Raw genomic sequence first — 13,953 nt, 5'->3', positions numbered from 1 at the left:
CTCAGGCTCCTTCGCGGGTGTCTGGGGTCGCGGAAATACCAGGGGTGGCTTCATCGTCCGCCGCCCCGTTCCAGCGGGCGTGGGCGGTGCGCTTGCTCTGCTCGCGCCAACCGATGACGGGCAGGTCGAATTTCGTCACGAGGCGGCGGGTGAAGGGCACGTCCTCGAGGCGCGCAAGGCGCAGGTGGCTGTCGGAGGCGCGCACGATGACGCGCGTGCCGTTGGGAACCCGCCCCTGGCGGCGTCCGTCGCAGCAGATCCACCCTCCCGATGACGAGGGCGGTGAATCGAGGATCTCGATGCCGAAGGTGGATTTCGATCCGATGATGAGGGGGCGTGCGAACAGGGCGTGCGCGGCCAGAGGCGTCAGTTCGAGGGCCTCGACGCCCGGCCAGATCACGGGGCCGCCGGCGGAGAAGGCGTAGGCGGTGGAGCCGGTGGGCGTGGAGACGATGACGCCGTCGCAGCCGAAGGAGCTCATGGCCACGCCGTCGACCTCGATGCCCACCTCGATCATGCTGCCGCGGTCCGTGTGCTCGAGCGTGATGTCGTTGAGGGCCCAGTCGCGCAGGGGGGCGTCCCGCCCCGGGATCCACACCTCCATGTCGGCGATCATGCGCTCGTCAATCGTGTAGTCCCGGCTGGCGATGCGGCGCACGGCCTCCTCCAGCTCGAAGCTTTCGAATTCCGCAAGGAAGCCCACGTGACCGAGATTCACGCCCAGCACGGGCACGCGCGTGCCCTTGACGAGTTCGGCGGCGCGCAGAATCGTGCCGTCGCCGCCGAGAACCACCACGATCTCGGTGTCGTCATCCACATGGGGCGTCGGCTGGCCGAAGGGGCGCGGGTCGATCTTGTCGATGAGGCGCACGTCGAAGCCGCGCGATTCGAGCGCGGCCATGGTGTCGGCGACGACGGGAGACCCGGTGGCCAGGCGCGGATGCGTGACGATAACGGCCTTGCGCACGCCAATGGCCCCGGCGGGGACGTCCGGCAGGCTCATCCCCTCCCCTGTGTTCGGCCTGAGATCCATGCCACGCACTCCTTTCGCCTCCGCGCCGCGCATGCCGCGCGTCGTCTTCCATCCTATGCGCGATCGCCGCCCTCCGCGCGGTCGCTTCGCGCGGGGCGCGACAGCCACAGGAGGAATTCCTCGTTGCCATGCGTGCCCAGGATCGGGGACGGGGCGAAGCCGCGCTCCGTGAAGCCGTTGCTGCGCGCGCACTCGCGCACGGTGCGCACGGCCTGGTCGCGCCGGGCCTCGTCGCGCACGATTCCGTTCTTGCCCAGATGCCCCTTGCCGACCTCGAACTGCGGCTTGACGAGCAGCACGATGGTGGCGTCGAGCGTCGGGTCGGCGTCGAGAATGCGGCGGATGACGGGGATGACATACGTCAGTGAGATGAACGACACGTCGGACACGATGAACGACGGGACGGCGGGAAGGTCCGCCGCCTCGACGTCGCGCACGTTGACGCCGCTCATGTCGAGCACATGCGGGTCGCGCGCCACGCGCGGGGCGAGCTGGCCGTGGCCGACGTCGAGCGCCGTGACGCGCGCGGCTCCGCGGCGCACGAGGACCTCCGTGAAGCCTCCGGTGGACGCGCCGATGTCCAGGCATTCGCGGCCGCGGGGCGACGGGAGGTCGAAGACATCGAAGGCGCCGACGAGTTTCAGCGCGCCGCGCGACACGTAGTCGTCGCCGGCATCGACACGCAGCTCGTCATGCGGCAGCACATGCTGCGATGCCTTGCGCACAGGCGCCCCGTTGAGGCTGACGGCGCCCTTGCGGATCAGCGCCTGCGCACGGGTGCGGGAGGCGGCGAGGCCACGGCGCACCAGGGCGGCGTCGCAGCGCTCGGTGGGAATGTCGGCGGACGTGCCGGCAAGCGTGCCGGAGGACGACAGACGATGCGGCGATCCGCCGAGGGAACGATTCATCGATCGGGCCATGGCTCACCGCCTGTGATGGCGACCGTGGCGGCCGGACTGGCGGTCGCGGTTCGACTGGCCGGGGTTCGCGGCGCCGTTGGAGGCGCCGTTGGATGTGCCATTGGAGGCACCAGACGCGGCGGACGAGGCGCCGAGGGCGTCGAGATCATGCTGGAGCGCGGCGAGAACCGCCTCGTAGGCCTCGGCCTGGGCGTCGTAGTCGTCGCCGCGCGTCTGGCGCAGGGCCGGGAAGCGCTCGAGAAGCTCGCGATCCGATGCCCCGTCGGCATCCGGAGACTCGCCGGAAACATCAGGCGTGTCGCCGGTTTCCGGAGCCTTGTCCGAGTCGGGCGCCGAGCCGAACGGGGCCGCGCTCCGCGGCATGTCGTCGATATAGCTCATCGGCTGCCGTCCGTCCCGGTCCCATATGCGCCATCGGCCTCGTCGGCTTCATGAAGCACAGGTGCGAAATCGGGCAGGCGGAGCGCCTCGGGATTGGCCCCGTTCTCGTCCACGGCGGCCCAGGCGCAGTCACATGCGGCGCGCAGGGCATCCAGCGTGTCGGGGGCGTCAACCGGACGGCCGCCAATGTCGATGCGCACCGTCCGGCCATCGCAGCGCGCCACGGCGTCGCCGCAGCGGAACGATCCGTCCGCCCCGCGTTCGACGGCGGGCTGCACGCGGTTAAGGCCCCTCAGGTCGGCGGCCACATACGTGGGTCGCTGCAGAGGCGCGGCGGTCAGGATCTGCGCGGGGTCCGCCACTCCCGTGAGCACGACGAGGGAATCGTATCCCCCGCGGTTCGCGGCCTCGATATCGGTGTCGAGGCGGTCGCCGCAGGGCAGCGACCTGTCGACCGGCACGAGGGATGCGGTTTTCGAGAACAACTGGCGCGACTCGTCGTACATAGCGGCCTCGGGCTTGCCGGCGGAGCCCTCGGGCCTGACGCCGGTGGCGGTGATGACGGGCAGCTGCATGGCACCGTTGCCCGGCGCGATGCCGCCTTCGCGCGGAATGGTGAGGTCTTTGTTCGTCACGAAATACCGCGCGCCCTGCGCGATGGCATACGATGCCTCGGCCAGCTCCGCCCAGCTCAGGTCCTGGTGCCAGGACTGGATGACGGCGTCGGGATGCTCTGCGGCTGTATGCACAACCGTCAGGCCGTTCTTCTCGATCTCCTCGCACAGATGCTCGCGTCCCACGACGAGGACGCGCGAGCCCTGCGGAAGCCTGTCGGCGAGCATGCGCGCGGCGACGATGGCGGAGGTGATGACCTGGTTATCGGCGACTCTCAGGCCGAAGCCCTCGAGTTGCTCGGCCACGGTATGCGGGTAGCGCGACGGATTATTCGTCGTGTACGAGATCTGCATGCCGTGGCGCTCGGCGTCGGCGATGCCGTCCGCCGCATGCTCGACGGGGTTCTTGCCCCGGTAGACGACGCCGTCGAGGTCAAGCAGGACGAGATCGTACGTCTCGCTGAGCGGGGCGGCGGTTGATTTCAGGGCATGCGGCGTGCGGATATCGCTCATGCGGCGTCCGTTCCGTTCGTCGTGTCGACGTCGGCAGCGTCAGCGGATGCGGCGTCGGCGGTCTGCTCCGTCGGCTCCACGATATCCGCGGCCGGCGCGGCCGACTCGGTTTCGGCAGGCTCGGCTTCGGCGGGCTCAGCAGGCTCAGCAGCCTCGGCGGGAGCATCATCCGTCGTCTCGGCATCGGCCGCATCGTCCGCGTCCGCCTGCTCGGAGGCAGCATCGTCGGCCTTCTCGGAATCATCGGAGGCAGCATCGTCGGACGTTTCGCCCTCGTCGGAGGCAGTATCGGACGCTTCGGCGGATTCCTCACCATCGGAAGCCTCGGCAGCCGCCTCGCCATCGGAAGCCTCGGCAGCCTCACGCTCGGCCTCGCGCTGGGCGCGGCGCTCCTCGGCCTCGCGGCGTTCCTCCTCCTCGGCGTCGAGGATGTCCTCGGCGGTCACGATGCCCGTACGTTCCATCTCCTCGGGGTTGAGCAACTGCAGGTCGTTGTCGATGAAGGTGTCTTCGGCAATCTCCTCATCATCCATGTCGGCGTACTCGTCCTCGTAGGTCTCGACGGTGTCCTCGAGCTCCTGCGCCTCCTGGGCGCGGCCGGCCTGCTCGAGCAGGTTCTGCTCGGCCTGGAGGGCGCGCATGCGGTACGGGCCGGGCAGGCCCTTGGAACGGGACAGGCGGCGGATGACCTCGATGGCTTGGTCCCACTTGCCGAGGTCGCCCAGGGCGCCGGCGTACACGATGAACATCTCGGCCTTGGAATCGGCGGTCAGACGCTTGGCGTCCTCGCTCATGGCCAGCTCGACGGCTTTCTCCGGGTGTCCGAGGGCACGCTCGCAGTCGGCCATGAAGGGCAGGTAGTCCGGGTAGCCGTTCATGCGGTAGGCGGTGCGGAATTCGCGCAGCGCCGTCTCGTACTCGCCCGTGCGGTAGGCCACGAGGGCGTAGGTCTCGCGCGCGAAGTCGACGCGCGACGCCTGGTGCGCCACCCACTTGGCGTGCTCGAGGGCAGCCTTCGGATCGGTGTCGACGAGGGAGTCGGCGGCGAGGATATGCAGGCCGATGTTCTCGGCGTGTTCCTTCGACAGGCCGCGCAGACGCTCGCGCTCATCCTCCGACAGCATGTTCCACATCATGCCCTCGGGCATGACGGGCTCGTTGGGACGGCGCGCCTTGTACGGGTTCTGCGACGGATACGACACGGTGCCGTCGGAATTGCGGCGGCCGCCGCGGTAATTCGCGTCGGAATCGCGGCGGAAGCGGTGCTCGCGCTGGAAGTCGCGGCTGTCGCCACGCCCCTTCTCATAGGAATCCTGATTCGTCCTCTCGCGGTCGTCGCGGCGGAAGCCACGATCGCCGTCGCGATCGCCGCGGAAGGAGCGGCGGTCGTCGTGCGCATAGCGCGGATTGCCGCCCTCGCGGCGGTCATCGCGATGGAAGTCACGGCGGTCGCCATCACGGTGGAAATCACGTCGATCGTCACGATCGAAACGCTTCCCGCCGGACCTGCGGTCATCGCGGTCGAAACGCCTGCCGCCGTCACGGCGGTCATCGCGCTTGAAATCACCGCCGCGCTTGAAATCACGACGGTCGCCATCGCGATGGAAGTCACGACGGTCGCCATCACGCTTGAAATCGCCACCGCGCTTGAAATCGCGACGGTCGCCATCGCGATGGAAATCGCGGCGATCGCCGTCACGGTGGAAGTCACGACGGTCACCATCACGGTGGAAATCACGCCGATCGTCACGATCGAAACGCTTCCCGCCGGACCTGCGGTCATCGCGGTCGAAACGCCTGCCGCCGTCACGGCGATCATCACGCTTGAAATCACCACCGCGCTTGACATCACGACGGTCACCATCGCGATGGAAGTCACGACGGTCGCCATCACGCTTGAAATCGCCATCGCGATGGAAATCGCGACGGTCGTCGTGCTTGTGGAAGCCCCCGCGGTTCGATCCGCCCTTATGGAAGCCGCCGCGATTGCCGCCGTAGCCGCCGTGGCCGCGGTCGCCGCCCTTGTGATACCCGCCGCGGTCCGAACCGCCCTGACGTCCGTATCCGCCGTTGTTGTCGTTCATTGATGATCCTCCAAGACCCCCGGGAGACCGGGATATGCGCCTCATGCGCCTGCCGCGTCCGGGGTGGCGCGCCCATGCCGGGCCGCGCCGGCTCTTATTGCCGGAATCGCGAAGTAGACAATACTCGATAGTGCCAGACGGGACACGCCGCGGTCGCGGCCTCCCGAAGGAAACCGCCGGTCGCGATGCGCCCCGTCACGCTGCACAAAAACTTACGGGACTCAGGCGTTGCCCAGTTCCACAGCGCCGAGGGCACGCTTGCCGCGGCGCACGACCGCAAAGCGGCCAGACAGGAAATCCTCCTCCGTCAGCTCGGCGTCCACATCCGTGACGCGTTCGTTATTGATATACAGGCCACCGGACGCGATGGTCTTGCGCGCCTCCGACATCGACTTGAACAGGCCGGCCTTGACGGCGGCCTCGGTGACGCGCGTTCCCGGCGTCGCCGTGGCGAACACGGAACGGCCGTCCTCGTCGGTCACCTTCACGCCCTCGAGCGCGGACTCAAGCGTCGCCGCGTCCACACCCGACAGCTCGCCGCGGCCGAACAGCGCGGCGGCCGCGTCGATGGCCTGCTGCGTGGCATCCTCGCCGTGCACGTAGCTCGTAACCTCCCAGGCCAGCGTGCGCTGGGCCTCACGGGCGCCGGGGTTCGTCTCCACCTCGCCGGCCAGACGCTCGATCTCGTCCTTGGGAAGGAAGGTGAACACCTTAAGCAGCTTCACCACCTGGTCGTCAGGCTGGTTGAACCAGAACTGGTAGAACTTGTACGGGCTGAGCATCGTCGGGTCGAGCCACATGGCGTTGCCCTCGGACTTGCCGAACTTCTTGCCTTGCGAATCCGTGATGATGGGGCTCGTCATGACGTTCACGGACGCGCCGCGCACCTTGCGGATGAGGTCGAGGCCCGACGTGAGGTTGCCCCACTGGTCGGCGCCGCCGGTCTCGAGCACCACGCCGTATTCGTCGAACAGGTGCAGGAAATCGTTGCCCTGCAGCACCTGGTAGCTGAACTCGGTGAAGGAGATGCCCTCCTCGGAGTTAAGGCGACGGGCGACGGTCTCCTTGGCGAGCATGGTGCCGAGGCGGAAGTTCTTGCCCACGTCGCGCAGGAAGTCGATGACGGACATATTCGCCGTCCAGTCGTAGTTGTTGACGAACTTCACCGCGTTGTCGCCTTCTGCGGAGAGGAAGCGCGAGATCTGGGTGCGCAGGCGCTCCACCCAGCCGGCCACGATCTCCTTGGGGTTGAGGGTACGCTCGCCGCTCTGGCGCGGGTCGCCGATAAGGCCGGTGGCGCCGCCGACGACGGCGTAGGGCTGGTGGCCGGCGGCCTGCAGGTGGCGCATGACGATGAGCTGCACGAGGTTGCCGATATGGAGGGACGGGGCGGTCGGGTCGAAGCCGCAATAGTAGGCGATGGGCTTTCCGTTGAGAACGGCGGCAAGCTGCTCGCGGTCCGTCGACTGATTGATCAGACCGCGCCACTCCAGCTCCTCCATCAGCGTGGAGAAGCCCGCTTCGCTGTAATTCCTCACCTGAGCCATGATGCTCCCTCTGTTCTTGTATAACCGCGCCCTGCGGCGCGTCGCGCCCGAAACCGGGATGTCGTTCCGGCTGTGCCGGAGAGCGCGCCGGTGTTGCCGACGCGGATACTCATACTCCTGACATTGTGCCAGCCTATGGCGACAGGGCGGAAGCTCGATGGATGGCGGAGGCGCGGACGGGGCGACGGGGCGCGGACGGGGCGACGTCTAGGCGCGGTCGCCGTTCGGGGCCGCTCCCCTCCTGGGATACATGAACGATTGGTCGCCGTCATCGGAATCGTCGAAATCCCTGTAGCGCTGCGGGGAGAAACGCCAGGGCACGGAGGCGCCCGACGCCTGGCGCTGCGGGGGCTGCGCGGCCGACGACGTCTGCTGCGGCTCGTCGGACGGCGCGGGATCCTGCCGTGCGGCGGCCGGGTACGGACGATCCGGGAAATCGATGCCATTGGCATCGGCGTTGCGTTCGTCTCCCGACGGCACGTATCCATAGGCCGAACTTCCGTAGGCGCCGGTTTCATACGATGGCACCGACACGGGTTCCGTCGGATAAACGGGTTGCTCCGGATAGGACGCGCCCTGGTCCGCTGGCTCGGGTTCCGCCGGCACGTCGGCATGGTCCGGATGGTTCTGCTGGCGCGGGTCAAAGGAATGGATGGGATCGAGACCCGGATTCGCCTGGGAGACCTGTCCAGGCTCGAAAGACTGCCCAGGTTCGAAGGACTGGCCCGGCACGAAGGAGCGGTTGCCGCGGTATGCGTCGGCTGACGCATCGTAGTGTCCGTTGCGGCTTGCCGCATCATCGTCCCTCACGGCATGGTCCGCGCCGTCATCGTATGCCTTGCCGTCGTATGCCATGCCGTCGCGCGGAGCGTTCGCCGACGCGGCGCCGTTGGCGAAACCGACACCGGCGCCGTCGTTCGCCGCGCCGCCGTTCGCACCACCGTTCCAGTCGAACGGGACGAACTCCTGCCCCGGCTGCATCACCGCGGCGTTGCGCGGAAGCAGATGCGGGTCGGCCGGCACCCTGGCCGCGGAATCATGCACGGGCAGGTTGCCGCGGATCGCCTCGTCCATCTCGCGGTTGATGCGCTTGCGGCGCATCGACGACGACATCATCGCGAGCAGGATGAGCACGATGATCGCCAGCACCACCACGCCCGCGATGACGAGGCTGCGTTTGTCGACGATATGCGTGGCGAAGCCGGATTCCTTGACCACGGGGCGCAGTTCGTCGGAGTTACCCACCACAAGCAGGATGCTGTTGCGCGCCGTGTAGATGCCGATCCACAGGTCGTTGCCCGCCACCGAAGTGGAGGCGCTGTAGCCCGCGTCGTCCGACTTGAACAGGCTTGACAGCGTTTTGTTGCTTTCCATGTTGCTCGTCATGCTTTCGACGATGCCGCGGTCGTCGACCTCGAGGTACATGAGCAGTGCGGAGATCCGGTGGGTGTTGTCATCGGCTTTCATTGCGACGGAGCAGGTGGCGATGTCAGCCATGCTGGGGCCGGACGCCATGGAATCGTCGGAGCCGGAGGACGCCGAGCCGAGGGCGGGCGACAGCTCGCCGGAGTACTGCGTGATGTACTGCTCGCACAGATCGGTGGACGGAGTCATGCCGTTGCGCTTGGCGGCGGATTCGAAGCGTTCTGTGGACGGGCCGTCGATCGAGACGGAGCAGCCGCCCAGGGTCAGGAGCATGGCGACGAACAGCACGAGAAGCGCCACCGCTCGGGGCATGCGGGAGCCGGAGAGCGGTTCGGACGCCGTGACGCGCAGGGGTACGGGCGATGGCGCTGATGATCGCTCGGATCCGCCTATGTTGTGCATGTTTCCTCTTTCTTCGTGTCTCTCGCGTATGTCTCTCGTGCGGCGCCCCCACCCGGTGTTTCGGTGTCCCGGTGTCTCGCACGCCCGACGTGGCGCGGGTTCGCGGCTCGCGGTTGCGCGGCTACGATGGCGGGACGTCGGAATGGGGCCGGGAACCTCCGGGGCCGGAACTCCGACCGGTGTCTGGGGATGCAATCACCATTGATCATCGCACGTGTCACATGATACATGGAGGCGTCTACGTGCGGCGGAGTCTGCGTGCGGCGGAGTCTGCGTGCGGAGGCGCGAAGCCACGATGCCCCATCTCGTCGTGTCACACCCCGCCCCACCAACGGCAGCAGCCCCGAAACCGCCTAAAGTGGGTGCCGTCACACCCGCCGAAACCCATTCCGGCCGGAAAATCGTCGAAAACCGCCCCGAAACCGCCCAAAGCGGGTATCCAGACACCCGCCGAACGCCATCTCGGCCACCCAACCGACCCCAAACCCCACCAAACCACCTAAAGTGGGTATCCAGACACCCGCCGAAGCCCATCCCGGCCGGAAAATCATCGAAAACCACCCCAAAACCGCCCAAAGCGGGTACCCAGACACCCGCCGAACGCCATCCCGGCCGGAAAATCATCGAAAACCACCCCAAAACCGCCCAAAGTGAGTGCCGGCGCACCCGCCCAACGCCATCCCGGCCGGAAAATCATCGAAAACCACCCCAAAACCGCCCAAAGTGGGTGCCGGCGCACCCGCCGAACGCCATCCCGGCCGGAAAATCATCGAAAACCGACCCAAAACCACCCAAAGCGGGTGCCACCACACCCGCCGAACGCCATCTCGGCCACCCAATCGACCCCAAACCCCACCAAACCACCCAAAGTGGGGATCCCGGCCTCTCGGACCGCAGCCGTTGCGATCATTCCTTACCGGCCGTTGCCGCCCTGCTGCGGGTACTGGCCCTGCCGCCGGTACGGCTGCGGCTGCGTCGGATGCCGTGGAACGCGCGGCTTCCCGTCATCGCCTTACGCCTTGCCGTTCCATCCGGACGGAGGGTTCCCCGTGTTCCGACGGTCCCCGGCGTCGCGGGTGGTTCCTTGCGGCGCATACGGGGCCGTCTGCCCGAAAGCCTTCGCTTGGGGAGGATACTGGCCGTTCCCCCAGGCTCCCGGCCATGCACCGCCCCCGGGCTGCTGATACGGCTGGCTCGGGTATTGCTGATTCGGGTACGGCTGATTCGGGTACGGCGGCCTCGCCTGCCATGGCCCCATGGCGGCTGCACGGCGCCTGCGCACCGTAACAATCACGATGGCGACGACGAGAAGCACCACGGCAGCGATGGCGATGCCGATGACCGCGGCAAGCGACAGAACCGTGTCCTGCGCCGAGCTGGTCGGGGAACCGGAGGATGCCGACGAATCCGATGAGCCCGACGCATCGGACGACGCATCCGACGATGAGACGGATTCCGGCGCATCCACGTCGAAGCCGCTCTCCTTGGCGATGGCCCGGTACCGATCCCCGTAGTCAGGCGTCCATGCATTGCCGAAGAAGATGGCCGAATCGTTGAAGTAGTACAGCTTGAGGTGCTCCGAGGACCCGCTCCCGTCGTCGGACCCCGTGGAGACCTCCCATCCCGCGCGGGTCCGGACCGCACTACGGCCATCGAGGCTGTGCTCCAGCGCCTGCTTGAAGGAATCGATCTTCGACGGATCGACTTTCGCATACGTGATGTCGGACATGATGTCATGCCCCTCGTCGCGATATTCGTACGCCCACAGGCACCAGGTGATGTCGGCCGCTTCGAGACCCATGCCCGCATATGCCTCGATGCTGGTGGCGCAGGTCTCGGCGTCCGAATCCATGACGCCCATGTCGTGGTTGTCAGCGGCGGTCTTGAATGCGCCGGCCTCATCCGCATCATCCGCGAAGGCGGCGGGTGCAACCATTCCGCCGAGCAGAAGCGGCACGACCAAAGCCAGCGCCAGCAGCAGGCCGCGGCGTCGCGCACCATGACGGCGAGACGAGACGATCCATGTCATCGATGGTTCTCCTTGTTTGTCCGATTTGTCCGAGCCGGGTCCCGCCCGGCGGTCGATATGAGGCCGGGACGCGGCCATCCGTTGCGACGGCGACCGCCATCTCTCTCCCCTATGCTCCCCTATGCGTTCCGCGACGGTCCGCTCGTCGGATGGCCATCGACTGCACCGCCATCGTCGGCTTCGCCGTCGCTCGGCACATCGGAGAAGCGCGGGGCGTACGGGTTGGACTGGTCGAAGCGCTGCGTCGGGGAATCCCAGCCGTTCGACTGGCCGTACCCATTCTGCGGTCCGTTCGGTCCATACCCGTTCTGACCGTTCCCGTACTGGCCATTGCCGCCCTGCGGGCCATACCCATATCCACCTTGCGGTCCATGCCCGTTCTGGCCATACCCGTTTCCGCCCTGCGGGCCATACCCACCGTTCCGGCCATATCCGCCCTGCGGTCCGTACTGACCATTGCCATACTGACCATTGCCGTACTGGCCGTTATTGCCGCCCTGCTGCGAGTACTGGTTCTGCTGCCAGTACGGCTGCGGCTGCATCGGGTACTGCGGGACGCGGGGCTTCCTGCGCGAAACCACGATGATTACGATGACGCCTGCCACGAGAAGGACGGCGACCACGACGATGATGACGATCGCGGTGGTGGACATGCCTTTGTCCGACGAGTCCTTGGCGGATGCGGAATCCCCCGTGCCCTTGGATGCATCGCCGTTCGCCTTGGTGCCGCTGGAGCTGCCGGAACCGCTTTGACCGAATGGCGCGCTGACGCCGCTTTCGCCGCTGGAGCTGCCGTCGGAGGAATCGTCGCCAGGTTCGGAACTGGTGGAGTAGGAACCCGAGGAACCGGATCGCTTCAGGGGCGTTCCGGGATCGGGTGCGTCGAATCCACTGCTCTTGGCGACGGAACGCGCTGTGTCAAGAGCGCTGGTCGTATCAGCGAAGACGGAGAAAACCGATGTGTCGCTGAAATAATACGCCTGCACGGCATCCGACGTACTGAAACCGTATTCGTAGCCGCCGCTGGTCTTGGTGACGGAATCCTCGATGATGAAGCTGCTCTCGACGGACTTCTTGTAGGAATCCATCTTCGACGCATCAAGGTCGGCATAGGTGATTGTCAGATCATAGTCCGGATCCATCGCCCACTTGCAGTTTTTGATGTCCCCACTCTGGACGTCCAGGTCGTATAGATCCGAGGCGCACGCATCGGCGTCCTGGTCGCTGATGTCCAGCCCCGCCGCCTGAGCCGCGGACATGAATGCATCGGCGCTCGTCGCCGCATGCGCGGCCGGCGCGACCAGGCAGGAGCCCAGCACCATGAGCACGCCGGACGCCAGCGCGACGACCAGCGCGCCAAGGCGCCGTGCGGACAATCGGTTTGTGGAAAATCGACGGCTCGTCCCTATCCGTGACATATTCGATCCTCTCGTGTGTCTCTCTTTTCGCACCGGCGCCGCTCCTGACGCCTGTGCCGAACAAGCGGCTGTGCCTGCTTCGCCCCATCGTAGCGGAAGGGCTCGTCCTGCCCGGAGGAGAACGGCCGGCATTCCGTGTCATGGAACGTCCTCATACGCAGACGGCGGCCGGACGCGTGAATCACGCGCCGGCCGCCGTTCGGGGTCGGGATGGGTCTGCGATGAAAAGCCGGGAGAGACCCTACCGGAACACCGTCCTACTGCTGGTTCGGGAACTGGCCACCGTACGGGTTCTGGGAACCATACTGGTCGGAGGAGCCGTACGGATTGGCGTTCACGACGTTCTGCGAACCGTCATACGGCTGCTGCGGCTGGCCATAGCCCTGGCTCGGACTTGCGTTCTGGCCATAGTCCTGCGAACCGTAATCCTGGGAACCGTAGTTCTGGGCACCATAATTCTGGCCGTTCTGCTGACCGTAATCCTGGGTGCCATATCCCTGGGCGCTCTGAGCACCGTAGTTCTGGCCATTCTGCTGGCCGAACGGATCGGTCTGACCTTGCGCGGGCTGGCCGAACTGCTGGTTCGGGGCGAGCGCGGGCTGGCCGAACTGCTGGCCCTGGTCAGGCGCGGGCTGGGCGAACTGCTGGTTCGGGTCAAGCGGCGCATAAGGCTGGGCCGCGAACTGACCGTTCGGCTGCTGCGGGGCGCCGGGCGCTCCATACGGCATGGCCATCGGCATTCCGTCGGGGCCGAGCTGAGGCTGGCCCATCGGATACATCGGGGCCTGCGCGGCCTGGGCGGACCTCCTCTTCGTCACCACGACGACCACCACGATGGCGGCGACAAGGAGCACGGCCACGACCGCGATGATCACGATGGTGGTGACGGGCATGGAGGACTTGCCGAAGCCGGCGGCATTGGCGATCTTGTTGGCGGTGTCGAGGTCACTGTCGGAGGATCCGTAGCCGACGAACAAAGCATCGCCGCTGACGTAGATGACGGCGTTCTCGCCGCTCTGCGACACCTGATATCCGCCGTTGATCTTGGTCGCCTCGTCCGGGCTCTTCTTGATTTCGGAATCGAGGGAGCTGGAGAACTCCGAGGCCTTGGATCCGCTCAGGCCGATGTACATGACGGTCACATCGCTGGAATACGCAGCGGAACATGACGTGATGTCGCTGGACGACATGCTGTCCATGATGGACGACATCGCACTGGCGCAATCCGACGACGTGAACGAGTATTCCGACGACAGAAGCGTCAGCCCCTCGTCCTTCGCGGCCTTCTCGAACTTGTCGACGCTTGTGGACGAGCCCGACGAGCATCCGCCAAGCATGAGAAGCAGGCTGGCGGCCAGCGCCACGACCAGCGCCACGACCCTGTGCGTCCGGCTTCCTGCGAGACGCCTTACCCCTGTACGAGACATTTTTACCCTCTCTCTTTGCAATCGTTGCCCCGCCGAAAACCCGAAGCCCGGATTCGCGCCACCGGTGGCGCGAATCCGAACGGCATGGCCGGAGAGGCAGTAACACTTCCATTGTAAGGAAACGACATATCGCCGTGACGGCGACTGTCTGCCATGCGGA

Annotated in this window: 10 protein-coding genes; all 10 read right to left on the bottom strand. The window is 66.5% G+C overall.

All coding sequences use genetic code 11. The features are described 5' to 3' along the window. Position 1 precedes the first annotated feature (1 nt). The 10 genes from PSRA_RS02075 to PSRA_RS02030 all read right to left on the bottom strand — a co-directional run bounded on the left by PSRA_RS02075 (position 2) and on the right by PSRA_RS02030 (position 13,793). Positions 2-1,003 carry an NAD kinase gene (locus tag PSRA_RS02075; RefSeq protein WP_094660235.1) on the bottom strand — a complete coding sequence of 334 codons (1,002 nt, stop codon included), beginning with the start codon at positions 1,001-1,003 and terminating at the stop codon, positions 2-4. An 83-nt stretch (positions 1,004-1,086) separates the two neighbouring features. Beyond that, positions 1,087-1,953, bottom strand: coding sequence for a TlyA family RNA methyltransferase (locus PSRA_RS02070; RefSeq protein ID WP_245834833.1), 867 nt, complete (start codon positions 1,951-1,953; stop codon positions 1,087-1,089). Positions 1,954-1,956: 3 nt separating this feature from the next. Beyond that, positions 1,957-2,334 carry a hypothetical protein gene (locus PSRA_RS02065; protein WP_094660193.1) on the bottom strand — a complete coding sequence of 126 codons (378 nt, stop codon included), beginning with the start codon at positions 2,332-2,334 and terminating at the stop codon, positions 1,957-1,959. Further along, the gene (locus tag PSRA_RS02060; protein WP_094660192.1) at positions 2,331-3,461 is read right to left on the bottom strand and encodes an HAD-IIA family hydrolase; all 1,131 of its coding nucleotides are present in this window, start codon (positions 3,459-3,461) and stop codon (positions 2,331-2,333) included. The genes PSRA_RS02065 and PSRA_RS02060 overlap by 4 nt, the downstream gene beginning before the upstream one ends. Next, positions 3,458-5,590, bottom strand: a complete 2,133-nt coding sequence (locus tag PSRA_RS09770; protein ID WP_476704356.1) for a tetratricopeptide repeat protein — start codon at positions 5,588-5,590, stop codon at positions 3,458-3,460. Before PSRA_RS09770 ends, PSRA_RS02060 begins: the two co-directional genes overlap by 4 nt. Positions 5,591-5,766: 176 nt before the next feature. Further along, positions 5,767-7,092 carry a tyrosine--tRNA ligase gene (tyrS, locus tag PSRA_RS02050; RefSeq protein WP_094660191.1) on the bottom strand — a complete coding sequence of 442 codons (1,326 nt, stop codon included), beginning with the start codon at positions 7,090-7,092 and terminating at the stop codon, positions 5,767-5,769. A 207-nt stretch (positions 7,093-7,299) separates the two neighbouring features. Beyond that, entirely contained in the window at positions 7,300-8,919 is a 1,620-nt protein-coding gene (locus PSRA_RS02045; RefSeq protein WP_094660190.1) for a hypothetical protein, read from the bottom strand. Between the two features lie 1,012 nt (positions 8,920-9,931). Further along, positions 9,932-10,948 carry a hypothetical protein gene (locus PSRA_RS02040; protein ID WP_094660189.1) on the bottom strand — a complete coding sequence of 339 codons (1,017 nt, stop codon included), beginning with the start codon at positions 10,946-10,948 and terminating at the stop codon, positions 9,932-9,934. A gap of 119 nt (positions 10,949-11,067) precedes the next feature. Then, on the bottom strand, positions 11,068-12,366 hold the full coding sequence (locus PSRA_RS02035) for a hypothetical protein (RefSeq protein WP_143516298.1): 1,299 nt from the start codon (positions 12,364-12,366) through the stop codon (positions 11,068-11,070). A gap of 257 nt (positions 12,367-12,623) precedes the next feature. Further along, positions 12,624-13,793: a mediator complex subunit 15 domain-containing protein gene (locus PSRA_RS02030; protein ID WP_143516297.1), complete on the bottom strand. Its 1,170-nt coding sequence runs from the start codon at positions 13,791-13,793 to the stop codon at positions 12,624-12,626. Positions 13,794-13,953: the final 160 nt, after the last annotated feature.

It is taken from the genome of Pseudoscardovia radai, assembly GCF_002259605.1.
Lineage (GTDB): Bacteria > Actinomycetota > Actinomycetes > Actinomycetales > Bifidobacteriaceae > Pseudoscardovia > Pseudoscardovia radai.
This window is presented reverse-complemented; position numbering and strand designations above follow the sequence as displayed.

What these genes read in the sequence shown, in the direction of transcription:
- PSRA_RS09770 (WP_476704356.1), bottom strand. Translation starts at nt 5,590, where the DNA reads ATGAGGCGCATATCCCGGTCTCCCGGGGGTCTTGGAGGATCATCAATG.
- PSRA_RS02040 (WP_094660189.1), bottom strand. Translation starts at nt 10,948, where the DNA reads ATGACATGGATCGTCTCGTCTCGCCGTCATGGTGCGCGACGCCGCGGC.
- PSRA_RS02075 (WP_094660235.1), bottom strand. Translation starts at nt 1,003, where the DNA reads ATGAGCCTGCCGGACGTCCCCGCCGGGGCCATTGGCGTGCGCAAGGCC.
- PSRA_RS02060 (WP_094660192.1), bottom strand. Translation starts at nt 3,461, where the DNA reads ATGAGCGATATCCGCACGCCGCATGCCCTGAAATCAACCGCCGCCCCG.
- PSRA_RS02065 (WP_094660193.1), bottom strand. Translation starts at nt 2,334, where the DNA reads ATGAGCTATATCGACGACATGCCGCGGAGCGCGGCCCCGTTCGGCTCG.
- tyrS (WP_094660191.1), bottom strand. Translation starts at nt 7,092, where the DNA reads ATGGCTCAGGTGAGGAATTACAGCGAAGCGGGCTTCTCCACGCTGATG.
- PSRA_RS02035 (WP_143516298.1), bottom strand. Translation starts at nt 12,366, where the DNA reads ATGTCACGGATAGGGACGAGCCGTCGATTTTCCACAAACCGATTGTCC.
- PSRA_RS02030 (WP_143516297.1), bottom strand. Translation starts at nt 13,793, where the DNA reads ATGTCTCGTACAGGGGTAAGGCGTCTCGCAGGAAGCCGGACGCACAGG.
- PSRA_RS02070 (WP_245834833.1), bottom strand. Translation starts at nt 1,953, where the DNA reads ATGGCCCGATCGATGAATCGTTCCCTCGGCGGATCGCCGCATCGTCTG.
- PSRA_RS02045 (WP_094660190.1), bottom strand. Translation starts at nt 8,919, where the DNA reads ATGCACAACATAGGCGGATCCGAGCGATCATCAGCGCCATCGCCCGTA.